19 protein-coding genes are annotated in these 19,799 nt (G+C 58.6%); 6 read left to right on the top strand and 13 right to left on the bottom strand.

The features are described from left to right. Positions 1-42 precede the first annotated feature (42 nt). Positions 43-849 carry a PhzF family phenazine biosynthesis protein gene (locus tag ACY8FN_RS07740; protein ID WP_463099660.1) on the bottom strand — a complete coding sequence of 269 codons (807 nt, stop codon included), beginning with the start codon at positions 847-849 and terminating at the stop codon, positions 43-45. 189 nt (positions 850-1,038) lie between these two features. On the opposite strand from ACY8FN_RS07740, the gene ACY8FN_RS07735 reads away from it, so the two are divergent. From ACY8FN_RS07735 to ACY8FN_RS07720, 4 genes are all read left to right on the top strand, one after another. After that, positions 1,039-2,829 carry an assimilatory sulfite reductase (NADPH) flavoprotein subunit gene (locus ACY8FN_RS07735; protein WP_463101141.1) on the top strand — a complete coding sequence of 597 codons (1,791 nt, stop codon included), beginning with the start codon at positions 1,039-1,041 and terminating at the stop codon, positions 2,827-2,829. Continuing rightward, positions 2,829-4,553: an assimilatory sulfite reductase (NADPH) hemoprotein subunit gene (cysI, locus tag ACY8FN_RS07730; protein WP_463099659.1), complete on the top strand. Its 1,725-nt coding sequence runs from the start codon at positions 2,829-2,831 to the stop codon at positions 4,551-4,553. The genes ACY8FN_RS07735 and cysI overlap by 1 nt, the downstream gene beginning before the upstream one ends. Next, a complete protein-coding gene (locus tag ACY8FN_RS07725; RefSeq protein ID WP_463099658.1) occupies positions 4,543-5,349 on the top strand; it encodes a phosphoadenylyl-sulfate reductase in 807 nt (268 codons plus the stop codon). Before cysI ends, ACY8FN_RS07725 begins: the two co-directional genes overlap by 11 nt. 134 nt (positions 5,350-5,483) lie before the next feature. Beyond that, positions 5,484-6,812 (top strand): IS4 family transposase, encoded by a 1,329-nt coding sequence (locus ACY8FN_RS07720; RefSeq protein ID WP_463099657.1) that lies wholly within the window; start codon positions 5,484-5,486, stop codon positions 6,810-6,812. An 82-nt stretch (positions 6,813-6,894) separates the two neighbouring features. Here ACY8FN_RS07720 and proX read toward each other — a convergent pair whose 3' ends face one another. The 7 genes from proX to ACY8FN_RS07685 all read right to left on the bottom strand — a co-directional run bounded on the left by proX (position 6,895) and on the right by ACY8FN_RS07685 (position 13,170). Continuing rightward, positions 6,895-7,944, bottom strand: a complete 1,050-nt coding sequence (proX, locus tag ACY8FN_RS07715) for a glycine betaine/L-proline ABC transporter substrate-binding protein ProX (RefSeq protein WP_463099656.1) — start codon at positions 7,942-7,944, stop codon at positions 6,895-6,897. Then, entirely contained in the window at positions 7,941-9,089 is a 1,149-nt protein-coding gene (gene proW / locus ACY8FN_RS07710; RefSeq protein WP_463099655.1) for a glycine betaine/L-proline ABC transporter permease ProW, read from the bottom strand. The genes proX and proW overlap by 4 nt, the downstream gene beginning before the upstream one ends. Beyond that, positions 9,086-10,282, bottom strand: coding sequence for a glycine betaine/L-proline ABC transporter ATP-binding protein ProV (gene proV / locus ACY8FN_RS07705; RefSeq protein ID WP_463099654.1), 1,197 nt, complete (start codon positions 10,280-10,282; stop codon positions 9,086-9,088). Before proV ends, proW begins: the two co-directional genes overlap by 4 nt. A 543-nt stretch (positions 10,283-10,825) precedes the next feature. After that, positions 10,826-11,317, bottom strand: coding sequence for a type 3 dihydrofolate reductase (folA, locus tag ACY8FN_RS07700; RefSeq protein WP_463099653.1), 492 nt, complete (start codon positions 11,315-11,317; stop codon positions 10,826-10,828). Positions 11,318-11,335: 18 nt separating this feature from the next. Further along, complete coding sequence (locus ACY8FN_RS07695; RefSeq protein WP_139719033.1) at positions 11,336-11,803, bottom strand: threonine/serine exporter family protein; 468 nt, start codon at positions 11,801-11,803, stop codon at positions 11,336-11,338. Beyond that, the gene (locus tag ACY8FN_RS07690; protein ID WP_101325589.1) at positions 11,800-12,597 is read right to left on the bottom strand and encodes a threonine/serine exporter family protein; all 798 of its coding nucleotides are present in this window, start codon (positions 12,595-12,597) and stop codon (positions 11,800-11,802) included. Before ACY8FN_RS07690 ends, ACY8FN_RS07695 begins: the two co-directional genes overlap by 4 nt. Positions 12,598-12,834: 237 nt before the next feature. Then, on the bottom strand, positions 12,835-13,170 hold the full coding sequence (locus ACY8FN_RS07685) for a DUF3135 domain-containing protein (RefSeq protein WP_303842960.1): 336 nt from the start codon (positions 13,168-13,170) through the stop codon (positions 12,835-12,837). 374 nt (positions 13,171-13,544) lie between these two features. Between ACY8FN_RS07685 and mog the strand changes: the two genes are divergently transcribed. Then, positions 13,545-14,075 carry a molybdopterin adenylyltransferase gene (mog, locus tag ACY8FN_RS07680; protein WP_101325591.1) on the top strand — a complete coding sequence of 177 codons (531 nt, stop codon included), beginning with the start codon at positions 13,545-13,547 and terminating at the stop codon, positions 14,073-14,075. A gap of 66 nt (positions 14,076-14,141) precedes the next feature. Here mog and ACY8FN_RS07675 read toward each other — a convergent pair whose 3' ends face one another. The 5 genes from ACY8FN_RS07675 to trmB form a co-directional block, all read right to left on the bottom strand. Next, the gene (locus tag ACY8FN_RS07675) at positions 14,142-14,543 is read right to left on the bottom strand and encodes a DUF2541 family protein (RefSeq protein WP_068978088.1); all 402 of its coding nucleotides are present in this window, start codon (positions 14,541-14,543) and stop codon (positions 14,142-14,144) included. Positions 14,544-14,814: 271 nt separating this feature from the next. Next, positions 14,815-16,110 (bottom strand): rhodanese-like domain-containing protein, encoded by a 1,296-nt coding sequence (locus ACY8FN_RS07670; RefSeq protein WP_463099652.1) that lies wholly within the window; start codon positions 16,108-16,110, stop codon positions 14,815-14,817. Positions 16,111-16,139: 29 nt separating this feature from the next. Then, on the bottom strand, positions 16,140-17,060 hold the full coding sequence (gene glsB, locus ACY8FN_RS07665) for a glutaminase B (protein ID WP_101348008.1): 921 nt from the start codon (positions 17,058-17,060) through the stop codon (positions 16,140-16,142). Between the two features lie 122 nt (positions 17,061-17,182). Continuing rightward, positions 17,183-17,515, bottom strand: coding sequence for a YggL family protein (locus ACY8FN_RS07660; RefSeq protein WP_042022764.1), 333 nt, complete (start codon positions 17,513-17,515; stop codon positions 17,183-17,185). Between the two features lie 48 nt (positions 17,516-17,563). After that, positions 17,564-18,277: a tRNA (guanosine(46)-N7)-methyltransferase TrmB gene (trmB, locus tag ACY8FN_RS07655; RefSeq protein ID WP_042022762.1), complete on the bottom strand. Its 714-nt coding sequence runs from the start codon at positions 18,275-18,277 to the stop codon at positions 17,564-17,566. Between the two features lie 288 nt (positions 18,278-18,565). Here trmB and ACY8FN_RS07650 point away from each other — a divergent pair, with 288 nt between their 5' ends. Further along, positions 18,566-19,747, top strand: a complete 1,182-nt coding sequence (locus tag ACY8FN_RS07650) for an aminotransferase-like domain-containing protein (RefSeq protein ID WP_463099651.1) — start codon at positions 18,566-18,568, stop codon at positions 19,745-19,747. The last annotated feature ends 52 nt before the right edge of the window (positions 19,748-19,799 follow it).

The raw sequence follows: 19,799 nt of genomic DNA, 5'->3' as shown, positions 1-19,799 counted from the left end.
CAACTGCGGGGCGTTTTTTTATGGCATGTGTCACGTGCCGTGTTATTTGGCGAGAGGCAGCAACCACTCCCCCTGCCACAGGGTCAACCCCTGGCCCGCCATCAATACCCGCTCGCCCCGCAGCTCCAGCCTGAGCTCACCCCCTCTGGATGAAACCTGACGGGCCCGCAACTGCTGCCTGCCGAGCCGTTCAGCCCAGAAGGGCATGAGAGCACTGTGGTTGGAGCCGGTGACCGGATCCTCATCGACGCCCACCCAAGGGGCAAAATAGCGGGAGACGAAATCATCATCCGCCCGGCTCGACGGGGCAGTGACGATCAGCCCCCGTCCCGGCAGGGCACGCAGGGCATGGAAATCAGGCGAAAGCGCGCGGATCTCCTCTTCACTTGCCAGCTCCAGCAAGAACTTGGCCCCAGCCGCCAAGGTTTGTCTTGGTTGGCAGCCGAGCGCGGCTGCATAGGCGGGGTCCAGCGTCAGTGGCGTCAACGCGATATGCGGAAAATCGAGCCAAATCCACTCCCCTTCGCGCCGGGCCAACAGCTCACCACTGCGGGTCTCGAAGCGGATCGTCTCGTGTGCGGCTACCGCCCCTGTCTGCCACAACACATGGGCAGCTGCCAAGGTGCCATGACCGCAGAGATCAACCTCGACTGTCGGCGTGAACCAGCGCAACTGGTAATCGGCCCTGCCAAGTTGCACCAGAAAGGCCGTCTCGGAGAGGTTGAACTCGGCCGCCATCGCCAGCTGGCTGGCATCCGGCAGGGCGGGTCCCAGTACGACCACCGCGGGATTGCCACCAAAGGGCTGCTGGCTGAACGCATTGACATGAAACAATCGGATATTCGACATGGCACTTCCTGTGTTATCAAGTGGCTCTCATTTAACGCCCTTTATACCACGCTCCTCTTTTGCTCCGGGAGTAGGCGTACCTCAGCTCCTTTAATGCATTAATAGAATAAAGAAGACATTTTTATTCTTTGTTGTTATTCAACACGCCCTTTAATCTGGCCAAAAATCAGACCATGGAAGACGCGTGTGATGCAATTGAAGGATTCCCCATTCAACCTCTCCCCCCTCTCTGACGAGCAGCAACGTCAGCTGGGTCAGGTACTCTCGACCCTCAATACCCAGCAACTGGCCTGGGTGAGCGGATATCTCTACGGCCTCTCCCAGACCGGTCAGCAGAGCGTTACCGCCAGCGCTGCCGTGGCTGCGCCCAGTGGCAGCCTGACCATTCTCTACGGCTCCCAGACCGGCAATGCCAAGGGTGTCGCCACTGCCATCAAGGCGCAGGCCGAGGCCCGTGGTCTACCCGTCACCCTCGCGTCGATGGCCGACTACAAACCCAAGCAGCTCAAGAAAGAGAGCCACCTGCTGGTGGTAGTGAGCACTTACGGGGAAGGTGAACCGCCGGAGAGCGCCGTCGATCTGTTTGAGCAGCTTAAAAAAGGCAAGATTGGTAAGCTGGACGGGCTCAAGTTCGCGGTGCTGGGGCTGGGTGACAGCTCCTACGAATTTTTCTGCCAGACCGGCAAAGATTTCGATAACTTCCTCGCCACAGCAGGTGCCGAGCGGATTTATGAACTCGCGAGCCTCGATGTGGATTATCAGGATGTCGCCAAGAGCTGGGGCGAACAGGCCCTCAATGCCATCACCGCCACCCTCTCCGCCGGTCCCGCCAACAGCAGCGTGGCAAGCGCGGTGCAACAGGCGGTTGGTCACAGCCAATACCGCAAGGAGAACCCCTTCCCTGCCCGCCTGTCGGTCAATCAGAAGATCACCGGCCGGGATTCCACCAAGGATATCCGCCATATCGAGATCAATCTGGCCGACTCCGGCCTCACCTATCAACCGGGTGATGCCCTCGGGATCTGGTTTGACAACGACGCCGATCTGGTAGGCGAAGTGCTGGCACTGACCGCCCTCTCTGGCGATGAAGCCACTGCCCACGGCACCTTGCGCGCCGCACTGACCAGTCACTTCGAGCTGACCCGACTGCACGGCGGTTTTATCACAGGACTTGCCGAGATCGCGGGCAACGCGGCGCTGAAAGATCTGGCGGGCGACAAGGCCCAGGTCAATGGGCTGGTGGCCTCAGCCCAGATAGTGGATGTGCTCAAACGCTTCCCGACCGCCTTCACTGCCGAGCAGCTGGTCGGGCTGCTGCGCCCCCTCACCCCGCGCCTCTACTCCATCGCCTCTGCCCAGAGCGAGGTAGAAGAGGAGGTGCATCTCACCGTCGGCGTGGTGCGCTACCGCCAAGAAGATGGCACGGTACGCTCTGGCGCCGCCTCCTCCTATCTGGCGGACCGGCTGATTGAGGATGGCGAGGTGCGGGTGTTTGTCGAGCACAACGACAACTTCCGCCTGCCCGCCAATCCCGACACCCCCGTCATCATGGTGGGCCCGGGTACCGGCATAGCCCCGTTCCGCGCCTTTATGCAGGAGCGGGAAGCTCAGGGGGCGGAAGGTAAGAACTGGCTCTTCTTCGGCAACCCCCACTTTACCCAGGATTTCCTCTATCAGGTGGAGTGGCAGCGTTATGTAAAATCGGGGCTGCTGTCGAAGATCTCGCTGGCCTTCAGCCGGGATCAAGCCAACAAGATTTATGTGCAGGACCGCCTGCGCGAAGCGGGCCAGGAGCTCTATCAGTGGCTGGAAGCAGGTGCTCACTTCTATGTGTGTGGTGACGCCAACAAGATGGCCAAGGATGTGCAGGAGGCCCTGCTGGATGTGATTGCCGAACACGGCCACAAGAGCCGTGAGGAAGCAGAAGAGTATTTGAGCGAATTGCGTCGTGCCAAACGTTATCAAAGGGATGTCTATTGATGAGCAAACAACCTCTCTCTCACCAAAAAGCGGGACCGGTCGAAGGGCCGCTGGCCGACAACGAGCGCCTCAAGCGCGAGAGCAATTTCCTGCGCGGCACCATAGAACAGGATCTGCAGGACCCGCTCACCGGCGGCTTCAACGGCGACAACTTCCAGCTGATCCGCTTTCACGGCATGTATCAGCAAGATGATCGCGACATTCGCCCTGAGCGGGCCGCCCAGAAGCTGGAGCCGCTGCACAACGTCATGCTGCGCGCCCGCCTGCCGGGGGGGATCATCACCCCGGCCCAGTGGCAGATCATCGACAAGTTCGCCGAAGAGCACAGCCTCTACGGCAGCATCCGCCTGACCACCCGTCAGACCTTCCAGTTCCACGGGGTATTGAAGCGCGACATCAAGCTGATGCACCAGACCCTCAACAGCACCGGCATCGACAGTATCGCCACCGCAGGCGACGTGAACCGCAACGTACTCTGCACCAGCAATCCGGTGGAGTCCGAGCTGCATCAGGAGGCCTACGAGTGGGCCAAGCAGATCTCCGAACACCTGCTGCCCAAGACCCGCGCCTACGTGGAGATCTGGCTGGACGGCGAGAAGCTGGGGGATGACGAGGAGCCGATCCTGGGCTCCAACTACCTGCCGCGCAAATTCAAGACCACAGTGGTGATCCCGCCCCACAACGACGTGGATATCCACGCCAACGATCTCAACTTCGTGGCGATTGCCGAGCACGGCAAGCTGGTGGGCTTCAACGTGCTGGTGGGCGGCGGGCTGGCCATGACCCACGGCGACACCAGCACCTATCCGCGCAAAGCGAGCGATTTTGGCTTTATTCCCCTCTCCCACGTGCTGGAGGTGGCGGCCGCCGTGGTCAGCACCCAGCGCGACTGGGGCAACCGGGTCAACCGCAAGAACGCCAAGACCAAGTACACCCTTGAACGCGTTGGCGTCGAGGCCTTCAAGGCCGAGGTAGAGAGCCGCGCCGGCATCCCCTTCGCCGAGAGCCGCCCCTACGAGTTCACCAGCCGTGGCGATCGCTTCGGTTGGGTCGAGGGGATCGATGGCAAGCACCACCTCACCCTCTTTATCGAGAATGGCCGCCTGCTGGACTTCCCGGGCAAGCCGCTCAAGACCGGCATGCTGGAGATCGCCAAAGTGCATCAGGGGGATTTTCGCCTGACCGCCAACCAGAACCTGATCATCGCCGGAGTGCCCACCAGCGAGAAAGCCCGCATCGAAGGGCTGGCGCGCCAGTATGGTCTGCTGGATGACGGCGTCAGCGAGCAGCGCAAGCAGTCGATGGCCTGTGTGGCCCTGCCCACCTGCCCGCTGGCGATGGCCGAAGCGGAGCGCATGTTGCCCGCCTTTGTCACCGACCTCGAAGGGCTGCTGGCCAAGCACGAACTGGCGAATGACGCCATCGTCTTCCGGGTCACCGGCTGCCCCAACGGCTGCGGCCGCGCCATGCTGGCGGAAGTGGGTCTGGTGGGCAAGGCGCCCGGCCGCTACAACCTCCATCTGGGGGGGAATCTGGAGGGCACCCGCATTCCGCGCCTCTATCAGGAGAACATCACAGAGCCGCAGATTCTGACCGAACTCGACGCGCTGATCGGCCGCTGGGCCAACGAGCGCAATCAGGGCGAATGCTTCGGTGACTTCGTGATCCGGGTTGGGGTGGTTGCTCCCGTTATCGATTCTGCGAGGGACTTCTATGCTGCTTAATCTGCCGCTTAATGTCACTGAAGATGGCCGCCTTGACCTGCAGGCACTGCTAGCCCTCAGCCGTGAAGAGCAGACCGAGGCACTGGCGCCCCTCAACCGGGAGCTGGATACCATGAGCGCCCCCGAGCGGGTGCGCTGGGCACTGGCCAATCTGCCGGGGGAGCATCTGCTGTCGTCAAGCTTCGGCATTCAGGCGGCGCTGATGCTCCATCTGGTGAGCCGCGAGCAGGCCGAAGTGCCGGTGGTGCTGACCGATACCGGCTATCTCTTTCCCGAGACCTACCGCTTTATCGATGAGCTGACCGGGCGCCTCGCCCTCAACCTCAAGATATACCGGGCCGAGTTATCACCTGCTTGGCAGGAGGCGCGATTTGGCCTCTTGTGGGAGCAGGGGGTGGAGGGGATCACCCGCTACAACCAGCTCAACAAGGTGGAGCCGATGGACCGCGCCCTGCGCGAGCTCGGCGCCCAGACCTGGTTCTCCGGCCTGCGCCGGGAGCAGTCCGGCAGCCGTGGCAAGCTGCCGGTGCTGGCCATCCAGCGCGGCCGCTTCAAGTTCCTGCCGGTGATCGACTGGAGCAACAAGGATGTCTTCTACTACTTCAAGGAGTTCGACCTCCCCTACCATCCGTTGTGGGAGCAGGGTTACCTCTCGGTGGGCGATATGCACACCACCGCCAAGTGGGAGCCCGGCATGAGCGAGGAGCAGACCCGCTTCTTCGGCCTCAAGCGCGAGTGCGGCCTGCACGAGGAGGGTGGCAAAGAGCATGGCGAGCAGGGCGGCTCCGGCATCTGACCCCGCTGGCAAGGCCGGATCCTGACCATAAAAAACGCCTGGCAACTGCCGTAATGCCGATCAATTAAGGATCCATTGACCGATCCTTCTGATGTGTGAAAATCCGAAACCTGTTGATTGGTTTCGGATTTTTTATGCGTATCGAACAGGCTCTCGACTTTCTCCACGCCAGCAATATCACCCAGTTTGAGTCACTCTCTGACCTCATTTCCCCCGAGCTCATCACCACTCTGCTCAGTGAAGAGGGCGTTGCTACTCTGCGCCGTCGCCGCATGCCCATGGAGCGACTGGTATGGGCCATCATCGGCATGGCCATCTTCCGCAACGTCCCCATGACTCAGCTGGTCAATCAGCTCGATATCCTGCTGCCCGGTGAGCGCCCCTTTGTCGCCCCCAGCGCCTTCCTGCAAGCTCGCCAAAAACTTGGCCACAAGAGCATTGAGCGGCTGTTTCACGAGACCGCCTCTCTCTGGCACCAGCAGGCCAATCACCCCGGCTGGGCCGGGCTGCAGCTGCTCGCCGTCGATGGCGTGATGTGGCGTACCCCCGATACTCCCGACAATGTTGCCGCGTTTGCCAAGCCCGGTACCCGGCATGGCGAAACTGCCTATCCGCAGGTGCGCATGCTCTGTCAGATGGAGCTCACCAGTCACCTGCTTGTGCAAGCTGTCATGGAGAGCTGCGCCGTCAACGAGATGGTGCTGGCCGAGCAGCTTGTCGCACGTACACCGGACCACTCGCTCACCCTGTTCGACAAGGGGTTTTACTCTCTTGGCCTGCTCCATGCATGGCAGACCACTGGCAGCGAGCGGCACTGGCTGTTGCCACTCAAAAAGGGCACGCAATACGAGGTGGTGCGCAAGCTGGGCCGTCAGGATGTACTGGTTCGTCTGACGACCAGTCCGCAGGCGAGGAAGAAGTGGCCAGAGCTGCCGGACACAGTGGAAGCCCGCTTGTTGACCCGCACTCTCAACGGCAAGGAGCGGCAGGTGCTGACCTCGATGGTCGACCCGATGCATTTCCCGGGGGCCGACATCGTCGAGCTTTACAGCCATCGCTGGGAAATCGAGTTGGGCTATCGGGAGATGAAACACAGCCTGCAACAGCACAGACTGACCCTGCGCAGCAAGAAGGCGGCGGGGATACGGCAAGAGCTGTGGGGCGTGCTGCTGGCGTACAACCTGCTGCGCAGCCAGATGGTAAAGATGGCAGCGAGTCTGAAGGGATACACGGCGAGCCAGCTGAGTTTTCACATGGCATCGGTGTACCTCATCCATGAACTGAGCTGCATGCCATACATGTCACCGGGGACTATCCCGAAGCGGGTGGCAGAGCTGGATAAGCAGGCGGGGCAGTTTGTTCTACCGGAACGAAGGGAGCGGAGTTACCCGCGCTGCGTGAAGGCAAGGCCACAGAGATATAGTGTGAAAAAAGCCAATAAAAACAATGCCAGTCAGGCTTAACTGACTGGCATTATGGCAACTGCCGGGCGTTTTGCTTGGGCTGCTTTGCAGCCCTTCCAACGTGACCAATGGGCAAAAAGGCTTAACCTGCCGCGTTGGCCTGCTCGGCGGCAACCCGCGCCTGAGTCAACCAGTCGTTGACCTGAGCTTCGTGCCCTTTGAGCCAGGCCATCACATGGCGCTCGATATCCGCCTGGGTGTTCTGGCCCTTGTTCATCAGCCCGTTCTGGATGTTGATGTCATTCAGCGGCAGCTTGACGATGGAAAACAACGTGGCAGCCGCCGGGTTGGCATCAGTGAAGGCCTTGTTGGCGACGATATGTATGGTGTTGACGGCAAAGCCGTAGTTCTTACCGTTGGGCAGGCGGGTGCTGTCGGCATCTTTGGCGCCAACAGGCACCTCAAGCCACACCACATCCCGCCCCGGCACCAGCTCGCTGCTCAGCCAGTAGGGGGTCCAGGTGTAGTAGAGCACCGGCTTGCCGCTCTGGAGGCGGGCACGGGTATCGGCGATCAGCGCCGCATAGTTGCCCTGCTTGTAGGTAATGGTGGCGGTCAGCCCGAACTCATCCAGATGATGGTTGATCGCCTCTTCGCAGCCCCAGCCCGGGTTGCAGCCCACCAGATCGGCCTTGCCATCCCCATCGCCGTCAAACAACGCCGCCAGCTTGGGATCCTTGAGCTGACCCAGGTTGGTGATGCCATATCGGGTGGCGGTCTGCTTGTCGATGAGATAGCCCTGAGCGGCGCCCGATGCATAGGTGCCCTGACGGAAGAACACCTTGTCTCCCCCCGCATGCTGGTACTTGTTGTCCTGCAGCGGGATCCAGTTAAAGGTGAGGAAGGTGCCATCCCCCTGCGCCACCGAGGCATAGGCCACGTTGTAATCCACCTCCTGCACCGGCTGGACGTCGTAACCCAGACGCCCCATCAGCTTGCTGACCAGCAGGGTCTGGAAGGTCTCCTCCGGCAGGGAGCTCTGCAAGGGTTGAACGCGGATCCCCTCCCCCGGCAACTCGGTGCTGGCGATGGCAAGCGGGCTCAGCAGCGAGGAGCTCAACAACATTGTGCTCAACAACAGTGTGCTCAACAGCAAGGAATAGCGGGGGCGCGTTGTGGTGATGAGGTTCATCCATTTACTCCTTTGTAATCGATGGATTTGCTGCGGCCAGTGAGGCACAGCAGCAAGGCAGCGGGGCCACGCTGATACCAGTGGCCAACCCGGTTGCGATCCGGTTGGCCCATCGCCTGGGTCAGACGATCGAGCACGATGGCCAGCAGTACGATGCCGAGGCCACCAATGGAGGCGAGCCCCATATCAAGACGCCCGATGCCACGCAGCACCATCTGACCCAAGCCGCCGACCGCGATCATCGAGGCGATCACCACCATGGAGAGCGCCAGCATCAGGGTCTGGTTGACCCCGGCCATGATGGTGGGCATGGCGAGTGGCAACTGCACCTTGAACAACAGCTGGGAGGGGCTGGCGCCAAAGGAGTGAGCGGCCTCCACCAGATCCGCCGGCACCTGTCTGATCCCCAGCATGGTGAGGCGGATCATCGGCGGCAGGGCAAAGATCACGGTCACCACCACGCCGGGCACGTTGCCGATGCCAAACAGCATGACAATGGGAATTAGGTAGACGAAGGCCGGAGTGGTTTGCATCGCATCCAGCAGCGGCCGGGTCCAGTGGGAGAGCCGTTCACTGCGGGCCAGCAAAATGCCCACCGGCAAACCGATCAGGATGCAGAAGACGAGGGAGGTCAGCACCAGCGACAGGGTCACCATGGCATCAGACCAGGCACCGATCAGCCCGATCCCGACCAGTGCGGCGAGGGTACCAAGCGCCATCCGGCCGTTGACCAGTTGCCAGGCGATCAGGGTTAACAGCCCCATCATCAGGGTGGATGGCACCGTCTGCAGCAGATGGGTCATGGCATTGAGGGTCACCTCCACCGGCGCACGGATCAGCTGAAATACAGGACGCAGGTTCTCGACCAGCCAGCCGATACCGCTCTCCACCCAGACATCCAGCGGCACCAGCGCCTGCTGGAAGGGATCCAGCCAGTTGACAGCGGCCGGGGTATCCACGGCAGCAATCTGGTTTTGCCAGTCGGCCGCCTCGGTGGCGGTACTGCCCCAGGGATCGGCGGCAACCGTGGTGGCCGCAGCACCCCAAGGATCAGCATCCGCTTCGTCAGCCCGCAGGGAGGGGCTCGCCAACAGCAACAGCGCCAGCAAGCCGATCAGCAAAGCGTGGGGATTGTTCAGCTTCATACCGGGGTACTCCTGTCCAGGGTGTTGAGTAGATTGGCCTTGGAGATAAGCCCCAGATAGGTGCCATCCTCCTCGACCACGGGCACCTGACAGGGTGCGGCTGCCACCTGACTGATCAGTTCATTGAGGGAGGTGTCGGCCAGGATCGGCTGGATATCCGCCAGCAAGGCTTGCTCCAGGCTTCCTTTGTTTTTCACCGCCTGACCGAGCGACTCGACCGAGACGACCCCGAGGAAGCGGCGGCTACGATCCACCACATAACCGAACTCCCGCTCCTGATCCTTGAGTTGACGCAGGGCGTTGCCCGGCCCGTCCGTGGTGTGCTTCTTGATAAGCGGCATCTGCTTGCGACTGACGATATCGCGGGCACTGAAGACGTTGGCGAGATCCACCCCGCGGAAGAAGGCGCGCACATAGTCGTTGGCGGGCTGGCTCAGGATCTCGTCCGGGGTGCCGACCTGCACCATCTGACCATCCTGCATGATGGCGATGCGATCGCCGATGCGCATCGCTTCATCCAGGTCGTGGGAGATAAACACTATGGTGCGCTGATGGCTGGCCTGCAGCTTGAGCAGCTCGTCCTGCATCTCGGTGCGGATCAGCGGATCCAGCGCGGAGAAGGCCTCGTCCATCAGCAGGATATCGGGGTCATTGGCGAGCGCACGGGCCAGTCCAACCCGCTGCTTCATGCCACCAGAGAGGGCATCGGGGAAGGCATAGATCCACTGGCCCAGACCCACCTGATTGAGTGCCTGACGGGCACTTTCCTGGCGCTCCGCCAGCGGCACACCGGCTAGCTCCAGCCCGAAGGCGGTGTTTTCCAGCACGCTCAGGTGCGGCATCAGGGCAAAGGATTGAAACACCATGCTGATCTTCTTGCGCCGCACCTGACGCAGTTCGCTCTCCGACATGGCGGCGATATCTTCGCCGTCGATCAGCACCTGACCACGGGTCGGTTCGATAAGGCGGTTGAAGAGCCGCACCAGCGTCGATTTGCCCGAACCGGACAAGCCCATCACCACGAAGATCTCCCCTTCATGGATGGCCAGATCAACCCCCTGCACACCCAGAGTCTGTCCGGTTTTCTGCAGAATGCTGGAGCGGTCGTGCCCTTTCGCCAGCAATTTGAACACCTTTTCCGGATGTTCTCCGAAGATTTTATAGAGTGATTTGACTTCGAGTTTGACTGTCATACTGTCCTTTTTTCATGGTCGACATATTGGTGATTAACTTGCCGAACGCGAACCAATTACTTTCTACACTAAGCAATTAACAGTCAAAACAAAAGAACCACAGGAGTCCCACAAAACAAGCGTGGCAATAAATAATTGATTTTTATCGATTATTTAAAGCAATTAAAAACAGATATGGTCGGGTTTTAGCCATGAAAACCGCAACAGTTAGCGAGAAAATGTTGTGAAAACCATTTAAAGACAATCAAAAAAACAGAAAAACCAGCCAGATAAGCGCCTATTGGATAGGGGCATTCCATTCTGATAATTTTCACCAATAAACAGTTACAACTCTAACCATCTAATTATCAGGATGGGGATCAATTGAGAGACAAGAAGAGAGGCTGAAGCAGAGATCAAACGCCTCGCTGAGATCGCAGCAGCTACATTGGACCATCAGCCTGCTGGACCGGCTACTTCTCGGCAAACCGCCAGTGCGAAAAAAAGCCCCTTGTGCAACACAAGGGGCTTTTTACTGGCTATCGGTTAGCGCATCGCAATGGGTCAGCGTCGCAGCCAGGTCTCGAAACTGTAGGGGTGCGGGTTCTTCTCATCGACAGGGTGGCTCTCGCTGTCGATGCGCTGCCACTGACCATCGTCAAAAGCAGGGAAACGGGTATCCCCCTCTACCGCCAGATCGATCCGGGTCAGGTAGAGGCAATTGGCGCTCGGCAACAGCTCGGCATAGAGATGACCGCCGCCAATCACCATCAACTCCGCCACCGCGCTGCTCGCCAGCAGGGCCAGCGCCGCCTCGACGGAGCCCACCACTTCGATGCCCTCGGCCTGATAGCCGGGGTTGCGGCTGATCACCAGATTGCGCCGTCCGGGCAACGGTCGACCAATGGATTCGAAGGTCTTGCGCCCCATCAACACCGGTTTGCCGAGGGTCACCCGTTTGAAGTGAGCCAGATCAGCAGGCAGATGCCAGGGCATCTGGTTGTCCTTGCCGATCACCCGGTCGTGGGCCATGGCGGCAATCATGGAGATCTTCATTGGGGCTCTCACCGTCTGTCAGATTATGGGGCGGTTACGGTACACGACCAGAGACGGGATCGCCAAACCGAAACTGAGGGCGCCGACGATAAAGAGCGCCTTGAGGCCGTTCTCCACCGCGCTCTGCATCAGCTCCATGGTCACCCCGGAGATATTGAGTTCCACCACCGCAATCATGGTTTTGAACGCATAGCTGCCGGGGATCATCGGTATGATCGAAGCCACACTAAACACCGGCCGCGGCGCCAACAGACGTTGGGACCAGTAGACGCAGACAAAACCGACCGTGGTCGCCGCCGCCAGGGTAGCCCACTCGATGGGCATGCCGTAGTGGATCAGCAGAGTACGCAGGCTGTGGGCCAGCGCACCGCCCATGGCGCAATATTTCAGCATCCGCGGCGGCACGTTGAACAGCATGGCAAAACCCACCGCGGGGATCGATGACCAGAACGCATCCTTGGCCAATAACCAGAGCAAGTCCATCATACCTTCCACCCCCAGATCCCGGTCAGCGACATGGCGAGAATAATGCCGATCGCAGCACTGATGGTCAGCAGGGTCGCGGTGCCCCAACGGGCCAGCCCCATGTTGAAATAGCCCTTCACCATGTCGGAGACCGCGTTGATCAGCGGAAAGCCCGGCACCAGCAGCAAGACGCTCGCCGCCATGGCAAGATAAGGCTGCGCCCCCCAGCCAAAGAAGGTTGCGCTGGAGGAGAGCAGGGTGGCGATAAAGCCGGTCACGGCAAAGTTGATGAGCGGGCTGTGGTGATGACGGGCGATCAACTGGCGCACCCGCATCGCCACGGCAGACGAAAAGCAGGTCACCAGGAAGATGGGCCAATCGCCGCCAAACAACAGGCTGAAGGCGCCACAGGAGAGCCCCACCATGGGCACCACCAACCAGGGGTGATAGTGGAATGGGACTATGGCTTCGAGCCGCTGGCGCACTTCACGGGCACCGATCAGCTCTTTCTCCGCCATGATGCAGATACGCTGGATCTCGCACACCACCTGCATGTTGATGCCGTGTTCGCGCACCCGCCGGGTGGTGGTGACGCATCCGCCCTGATAGAGGCTGGTGAGCACGATGGCACTGGAAGAGATGGCCATTTCGACACTCTCCAACCCCAACGCCATGCCAAGGCGCACCGTGGTCTGCTCGATGATCCGGCTCTCCGCCCCGAACTGGGCCAACATCTGACCCACCTTGACGATAATGCGGGTGATCTCTGTCTGTTGCTCCCGCGACAACACCCGTCTTGGTGTGATACTTCTCATAATCCCTTCGAGTCGTAGCAATAAAAGTGTCGGCCATATTAGCCTAACTTTTGTTGTTATTCATCCACCCCTATCACAACCTGGTCTACCAGTTATTACAAGAAGGAAAAAAGAGGCCACATTACAAATACATTACCACTAACATTAAAAACCATAACAATCGGCATATCATGAATAGCTGTTTATATTGGTTTCCTCATATTCAGTGAAAATATCAAAAGGAAGCGTTTTGTCAGATTATTTACCACATTGATAGTCAGCCAGACAGATTATTTTACCACTGCTATCGCTTTCAGCTGGTAACTCCCCCTGCTCACTGAACTGGAGCATTTCGCTACGCATCACATAAAAGGATTCCCGCATCATGTTGGCGATCCGGATACAACTATCGAGATTGTTTTTCGCCAACCGACGCTGGCCATCAATCTTGAATTGCAAGCCACGCAGACGGCGCTGCTGATCAGGACTTGCCCGGGTCATCAACTGATCTATCTGCTGCTCCAGAATCGCATCCAATCGGGCAGGCTCAGTTGTAGCCAACTCTTTCAAGGTATCAAAATCAGGCAACTCCATACGCCCTCCTCGGCAATCTTTGCTGGCTTCTCATATCGGTGACATAGCGCTCCAGCTATATAACAGTGTATATACGACCAACATAAAAAGGGTTCAATCAACAGGTTCCGAGGTGAACAGGAAAAAGTGCTTATCAAATTTAATTGCGTTTAAGAACAAGCAATTATTTTAAGTTTGAGCGTTCCAAAACACTTATACGCTTTTGGCTGTAATTTTATGTTTTTTACTTCAAATAAAAGCCAGTGTGACTTTACTTCGCTTCATTCGACACTTTATTCTCCCCGTTCCACTCGGCCTCATTTCCTGATGATTTAACATATCTCACTGATTATGTTATTTTAATTGCCACTTTATCGTTCATCCAAGAGCAGACCATGAGCAAGGCAAAAATCGGTATCGTCACCGTCAGTGATCGCGCCAGTGCGGGCATCTATGAAGATCTCTCTGGCAAGGCCATCATCGACACCCTGAACACCTATCTGACCTCAGAGTGGGAACCCGTCTATCAGGTGATCCCCGATGAGCAAGATCAAATTGAAGCGACCCTGATCCGGCTGGCGGATGAAGAGCAGTGCTGCCTGATCGTCACCACCGGCGGCACCGGCCCGGCCAAACGGGATGTCACGCCGGAAGCGACCGAGGCAGTGTGTGATCGCATGATGCCGGGCTTTGGCGAGCTGATGCGGGCCGAATCACTCAAGTTTGTGCCGACCGCCATTTTGTCGCGCCAGACCGCCGGACTGCGCGATGACACCCTGATCGTCAATCTGCCGGGCAAACCCAAATCGATCCGCGAATGTCTGGATGCCGTCTTCCCCGCGATCCCCTACTGCATCGATTTGATGGAGGGGCCTTACCTCGAGTGCGATGAAGCCGTCATCAAGCCATTCCGACCGAAAAAATAGCTGACCCGGCCATAAAGTAATGGCGAGCCACTGCTCGCCATTACTTAAAAAAAGATCGTAGCCCGATTATTTACGGCCAAATACTTTGACGCCCGCCTTGCTCCCCTCTGCATTACCGTACACTTCAAGCCGTTTTACACAGACTCTCGAGCCGAGGGATTTCCATTCGGTCTCTTTATCAGCGCGCATATTGCGATCAAATTTGATGGTTTTGGTGCGATTACTACCATATGTCACCACGATCCGATCCAGCGTCAAATCGCGCTCCGCCTTCACCTTGATATATTTGGTCTGACGACAAGCAACCATGGGAATATTGGCACCATGATCACCGATCCCCAGCAAAATAGTGCGACCAAGGGTGAACTGGTCATCACTGGCATGGCAGGCTGAAGCCACCACCAGCAACAGAGTACCAAATAGAACGCGACTGGAACTCGCGATACGCCAGATTGAGTTCAGGGACATAACACCTCCAATAAAAACGGAGCGTTATGATACAGGTCAAACCATAACGGAAGCTGTATTCATGCCGTGAATGACGAGCAAAAGGGACTCTTTGCGCACATCAGAGACATCCAGCCTGCGGCGGCCAATCACTCCTGAAAACGACAGGGCCACCCGCAGGTAGCCTTGATAATCAAAGATGGTAATCAGCGACTTGGCATCGCTATCTGGCGGGGTGGACACAGCAATGAAAAAGGCCGGACATCTGTCCGGCCTCTTATCTACTGCTCAATCATGACTTGGCGGGCTGACGCTCACCGGTCACGGTCGGGTTTTTCGGATCCATGCTCCATTCGTACCAGCCGCCGTCATAGACGCTGATCCGTTTCCAGTCCATCAGCCAGGCGTAGAAGAAGGCCTCGGAGGCACGCCAGCCGGTACCGCAGTAGAAGGCGGCCTGCTGGGTCGGCTCGATGTTCCACTGATCCCACATGGCGAGGATCTCGCGGGCCGGTTTCATGGTGCCATCCGGATTGTGGAAGTCGCTCATGCTGTTGGCATCCACCCCGCCGCGACCCCACTTGGCGCCTGGAATATCGCCCTTCGGCTTGATGTAGCTGTAACCGGAGGTGTTGCCGACAAACTCGTCCCAGGTACGCACACTGACCAGCGCACTATCCGGCTGCTTGAGCAACTCTTTAGCCTGACTTAGCGTGGTGTAGTACTCGGGGTGGGCGGGAATGGCCACGCCAAACTCCTTCACCGGCTCATATTTGTTGGGCAGACCGGTTTCGGTGCGCAGGTGCTGCACGAACCAGGCATCCAGCCCCCCATCCAGCAAGCGCACATCTTCCACCCCGGCATACATCATCAGGTGAGCGGCACGGGCCGCCGCCATGGTATTGCGACCATAGAGGATGACGGTGGTGTCGTGACGGATGCCGTTTTCCAGCAGCAACTTTTTGAGTGCCTCGTCAGAGACCTTGTTCCACAGCGGCTCCTCTTCGAGGCTGTTGGTATCGATATAACCGGCCCCCGGGATGTGGCTGATAAGGTAGGCCTTGGGTGAACCCCAATCCACTTCAAACAACTTCCAGTCGCCCTTGGGCGCCGCTACGACCGGCTTGCCCTCTTGCAGATCCGCCAGCCAGCGCGGATAGACCAGCTGTTGCCAGCGAGCCAGAGATTCCCGTGGCATGGTTTTCCAGCCCTGCAGCTCAAACAGTTGCTTCACGCCCTGCTTGCGCAGCAGACGGGCGACTTCGGCGACTTCCCGCGGCGCACCGTAGATCGCAACCGGACGATCGGCCTTCAGCCCCTTGCTCTCGAGCGCTGCTGGCCACTCTTCATCGCTGTATTTCCAATCGGCGGAAAGACTCTCGGCGCCAGTAACGTGGCCCCCCTGCTTCTCTCCGTCCATGGGCCAGCCTTGATAGAAGTGGCTGGCGCGGGTATCCAGGATGACCGCCTGTTTGGCCTTGGCATCGGCCAGCGAGAGCCGTGGCAATTCCCCTGCCAAAGCCGGCTGTGCGCACCAGAGCAGTAAGGTCGCCAAAACGGCCTGCAGAGAGCGAAAATGTCGTTTCATGGTGATTTCTCGATTCATAGTGAACAAGGTTAAAAAATGGAGCGGCCCAGTCGCTCGGCCAGCAGCTCCAGTGCCGCTGTACCCGCCAGCGAATTGCCAGCCTTGTTGAGCTCTGGTGACCAGACACAGACGCTGAGTTCCCCCGGGATCAGGGCGATGATACCGCCACCCACCCCCGATTTTCCCGGCATGCCGACCCGATAGGCAAAATCACCGGCCTCGTCATAGAGGCCGCAGGTGGCGAGCAGGGCGTTGACCTGCTTGGTGGTGCGGGCTGGCAACAGCGGCTCGCTGCCGCCCAGCGGCACGCCACGGTTGGCCAGATAGACGAATGCCCGCGCCAGATCGACGCAACTCATGCGGATGGCACAGGCATTGAAATAGCTTTGCAGCACCTTGTCCACTTCGTTTTCGAAGTTGCCATAGGCCTTCATCAAATAGGCGATGGCGGCGTTGCGGGCCGAGTGTTGATACTCGGAGCGAGCCACCACCTGATCCGCCATGATGGCCGGGTTGCCAGCAAGACGCCGCACCAGCTCCAGGGTACGTTGCCGCGGCGCGGTGAGCCGGGTCTCCAGCAGATCACTCACCACCAGCGCCCCGGCATTGATAAAGGGGTTGCGGGGAATGCCCTGCTCGAATTCAAGCTGAACGAGCGAGTTAAACGGCTGGCCTGAGGGCTCCTTGCCGACCCTGGCCCAGATCTCCTCCTCCTGATAGAGGGTGAGCGCCAGGGTCAGGCTCAGGGCCTTGGAGATACTCTGGATGGAGAAAGGTTCGCAGGCATCACCAGCGGTAAACAGCTCCCCCTCGACGGTACAGACTGCGATACCAAGGCGATCGGCCGGTACCAGAGCCAGTGCAGGAATGTAGTCGGCCACCTTGCCCTGCCCGAGCAGCGGGCGCACCTCTTCAAGAATGCTGGCCAGTAATTCGGATGACAACACCATAAGCGATAAGCGATTCCATGACTAAAACAGCGGTGGAGATCCCATCCCCACTGACAAAAATCCCGCCAGCGGCGGGATTTGTCTAATTACCCACAACAAGGCGCCAGCAAGGCTGCCCTGTATCAGGCCGGTTCACCGTACCAGAGGTCGAACAGCTCGGTGACCACCACGGCTTCCATCCCCTTGCCTTCCAGCCAGGATTTCAGCACAGCACGGTCTTCTTCGGTACATTTACCCAGTTGCTGAGTGCAGATCATCCCTTCCCAAGCCAGGTGGCCTGAACCGGCGAACGCCAGGCGGCGGGGTTCTACAACCTCATCGATCATCGCATCGACTACTGCATCGATGGACTCTTCGGCAGTGCCGACCGGGAAGTTGAAGCTGATGTCGAAACCCATTTCCTGGAATTCATCGACGCGCAGTTTCTTACGCAGACGGCGGCTACGATTGGCCATGATAGCTCCTCAAGTTAGTTGATACGCTAGGTGAATTGACGTGCCAGCTTAGCTGACGCGTTTGAAAATCAGATCCCAAACCCCATGACCCAAACGATGGCCACGTTGTTCAAATTTGGTCAGCGGACGCCAGTCCGGACGGGGCACCCAGTTGCCGGTGGCAGAGGTATTCTGGTAACCCTCAGCGGCGCTCATCACTTCCAGCATGTGCTCGGCATAGTTTTCCCAGTCGGTCGCCATGTGGAACACGCCACCGATGGCCAGCTTCTGACGAATATCCTGCGCAAACGCCGATTGTACGATGCGGCGCTTGTGGTGGCGACTCTTGTGCCAGGGGTCCGGGAAGAACAGCTGCAGGCAGGCGAGTGAACCATTGGGGATCATGTGCTCCAGCACCTCGACCGCGTCATGACAAATGACCTTGAGATTGGTGACGCCCGCTTCCTGTGCAGTACCCAAACAGGCACCTACGCCCGGGGAGTGCACTTCGATACCGATGAAGTTCTTCTCGGGGGCATTCTTGGCCATCTCAACCAGAGAAGCACCCATGCCAAAACCGATCTCCAGCACCACCGGGGCCTCACGGCCAAACAGGGCAACCAGATCGAGGGGCGCTGGCGCAAAATCGATACCCATGACCGGCCAGAGATCTTCCAGTGCCTTCTCCTGCCCTTTGGTCAGGCGGCCTTCGCGACGGACAAAGCTGCGTATTTTGCGCATAAAAGTGCCGTCTTCGTTAAATACATCTTGGGTCACAGGCATAATGAATTGCTCGTTATCTCGTCAATCAGCGAAAACAGGGGAGCGAATTATCCCAAGATAGGCCCAAGGCGCAAGTGTTTCACACAACAAATATTCCATTGTGCCACCAACCGGTCCCTTAACAGGCGCTACATCCCAGTTAACCGCTCAATATAATCCGAACCAGTGTCAATCCAGCCCTTTTCTGGCGATTTTTGTGACAATCATTGCCTCATTTCTGAAATCTGATACAAACGGATAACCTGGCGGTCGAATGGAGCGACCGCCCACATGCCGAGAGAATTGTCTATGCAGCCGTTTTTTGCCCAGCGCTTCGAGAAGGTCGAGCCTTCTTTTATCCGTGAAATCCTCAAAGTTGCCGCCAATCCGGAGATCATCTCCTTCGCCGGTGGCCTACCCAATCCCCACCTGTTTCCGGTCAAGGCGATCGATCAGGCCTGTCAGGATGTGCTGCGCGAGCAAGGGGCTGCCGCCCTGCAATATGCCGCCACCGAGGGCTTCGCTCCGCTGCGCCAGTACATTGCCGACCGCTACCTGACCCGCCACGGCATGCAGGTCAATCCGGACAACATCCTGATCACCAGCGGCTCCCAGCAGGCGCTGGATCTGCTGGGCAAGGTGCTGATCGATGAAGGACAAGATCTGATCATCGAGGAGCCGGGTTACCTTGGCGCCATCCAGGCCTTCTCTGTCTATCAGCCCGCCTTCAAACCCATCACTCTCGGCGAGGAGGGGCTGGATCTGGCGGCGCTGGATGCGCTGCTGGCAAGCGGCTCCAATGCCAAACTGCTCTACGGCGTGCCCAATTTCCAGAACCCGAGCGGCGTATCCTACAGCCGCGCCAACCGCGAGGCGCTGGCCGAGCGACTGGTCAACCACGAGCTGTTGATGGTGGAAGATGATCCCTACGGCGAGCTGCGCTTCGAAGGGGAGCATCTGCCCCCGATTGCCAAGCTGGCACCAAACAATACCGTGCTGCTCGGATCTTTCTCGAAAACCGTGGTGCCCGCCTTCCGTCTTGGCTGGATGCTGGTGCCGGACTGGCTGCGCAAGAAGGTAACTATCGCCAAGCAGGCCACCGACCTGCACAGCAACGCCTTCAGCCAGCAGGTGCTGCACCGCTTCCTGACCGACCACTCGCTGGACGCTCATCTGGAAAAAATCAAAGAGGTCTATGGCCGCCAGCGTGCCGCCATGGAGGCCGCGCTGGCTCGTCACTGCCCGCCCGGCGTCAGCTACACCAGACCGGAAGGGGGCATGTTTCTCTGGCTGACCCTGCCGGATCACATCAGTGCCATGGCACTGTTTGACGAGGCAATCAAAGAGAAGGTGGCTTTCGTACCCGGCGCCCCCTTCTATGTCCGCCCCGAGATCAAAAACACCCTGCGCCTGAGTTTTTCTTGTGTGGATGAAGCTACCATCGAAGAGGGGGTCAAACGGATGGTGCGCGCGCTCCAGCGCATGCTCTGATATGCATACCCCGCTGCACTAATAAAAAACCAGCGATCTCTCGCTGGTTTTT

The sequence above is a fragment of the Aeromonas sp. 160P genome, from assembly GCF_055193095.1.
This window is presented reverse-complemented; position numbering and strand designations above follow the sequence as displayed.

Bases quoted from the DNA above. Each gene is read 5' to 3' on its own strand.
- ACY8FN_RS07740 (WP_463099660.1), bottom strand. From the start codon at position 849: ATGTCGAATATCCGATTGTTTCATGTCAATGCGTTCAGCCAGCAGCCC.
- ACY8FN_RS07735 (WP_463101141.1), top strand. From the start codon at position 1,039: ATGCAATTGAAGGATTCCCCATTCAACCTCTCCCCCCTCTCTGACGAG.
- cysI (WP_463099659.1), top strand. From the start codon at position 2,829: ATGAGCAAACAACCTCTCTCTCACCAAAAAGCGGGACCGGTCGAAGGG.
- ACY8FN_RS07725 (WP_463099658.1), top strand. From the start codon at position 4,543: ATGCTGCTTAATCTGCCGCTTAATGTCACTGAAGATGGCCGCCTTGAC.
- ACY8FN_RS07720 (WP_463099657.1), top strand. From the start codon at position 5,484: ATGCGTATCGAACAGGCTCTCGACTTTCTCCACGCCAGCAATATCACC.
- proX (WP_463099656.1), bottom strand. From the start codon at position 7,944: ATGAACCTCATCACCACAACGCGCCCCCGCTATTCCTTGCTGTTGAGC.
- proW (WP_463099655.1), bottom strand. From the start codon at position 9,089: ATGAAGCTGAACAATCCCCACGCTTTGCTGATCGGCTTGCTGGCGCTG.
- proV (WP_463099654.1), bottom strand. From the start codon at position 10,282: ATGACAGTCAAACTCGAAGTCAAATCACTCTATAAAATCTTCGGAGAA.
- folA (WP_463099653.1), bottom strand. From the start codon at position 11,317: ATGAAGATCTCCATGATTGCCGCCATGGCCCACGACCGGGTGATCGGC.
- ACY8FN_RS07695 (WP_139719033.1), bottom strand. From the start codon at position 11,803: ATGATGGACTTGCTCTGGTTATTGGCCAAGGATGCGTTCTGGTCATCG.
- ACY8FN_RS07690 (WP_101325589.1), bottom strand. From the start codon at position 12,597: ATGAGAAGTATCACACCAAGACGGGTGTTGTCGCGGGAGCAACAGACA.
- ACY8FN_RS07685 (WP_303842960.1), bottom strand. From the start codon at position 13,170: ATGGAGTTGCCTGATTTTGATACCTTGAAAGAGTTGGCTACAACTGAG.
- mog (WP_101325591.1), top strand. From the start codon at position 13,545: ATGAGCAAGGCAAAAATCGGTATCGTCACCGTCAGTGATCGCGCCAGT.
- ACY8FN_RS07675 (WP_068978088.1), bottom strand. From the start codon at position 14,543: ATGTCCCTGAACTCAATCTGGCGTATCGCGAGTTCCAGTCGCGTTCTA.
- ACY8FN_RS07670 (WP_463099652.1), bottom strand. From the start codon at position 16,110: ATGAAACGACATTTTCGCTCTCTGCAGGCCGTTTTGGCGACCTTACTG.
- glsB (WP_101348008.1), bottom strand. From the start codon at position 17,060: ATGGTGTTGTCATCCGAATTACTGGCCAGCATTCTTGAAGAGGTGCGC.
- ACY8FN_RS07660 (WP_042022764.1), bottom strand. From the start codon at position 17,515: ATGGCCAATCGTAGCCGCCGTCTGCGTAAGAAACTGCGCGTCGATGAA.
- trmB (WP_042022762.1), bottom strand. From the start codon at position 18,277: ATGCCTGTGACCCAAGATGTATTTAACGAAGACGGCACTTTTATGCGC.
- ACY8FN_RS07650 (WP_463099651.1), top strand. From the start codon at position 18,566: ATGCAGCCGTTTTTTGCCCAGCGCTTCGAGAAGGTCGAGCCTTCTTTT.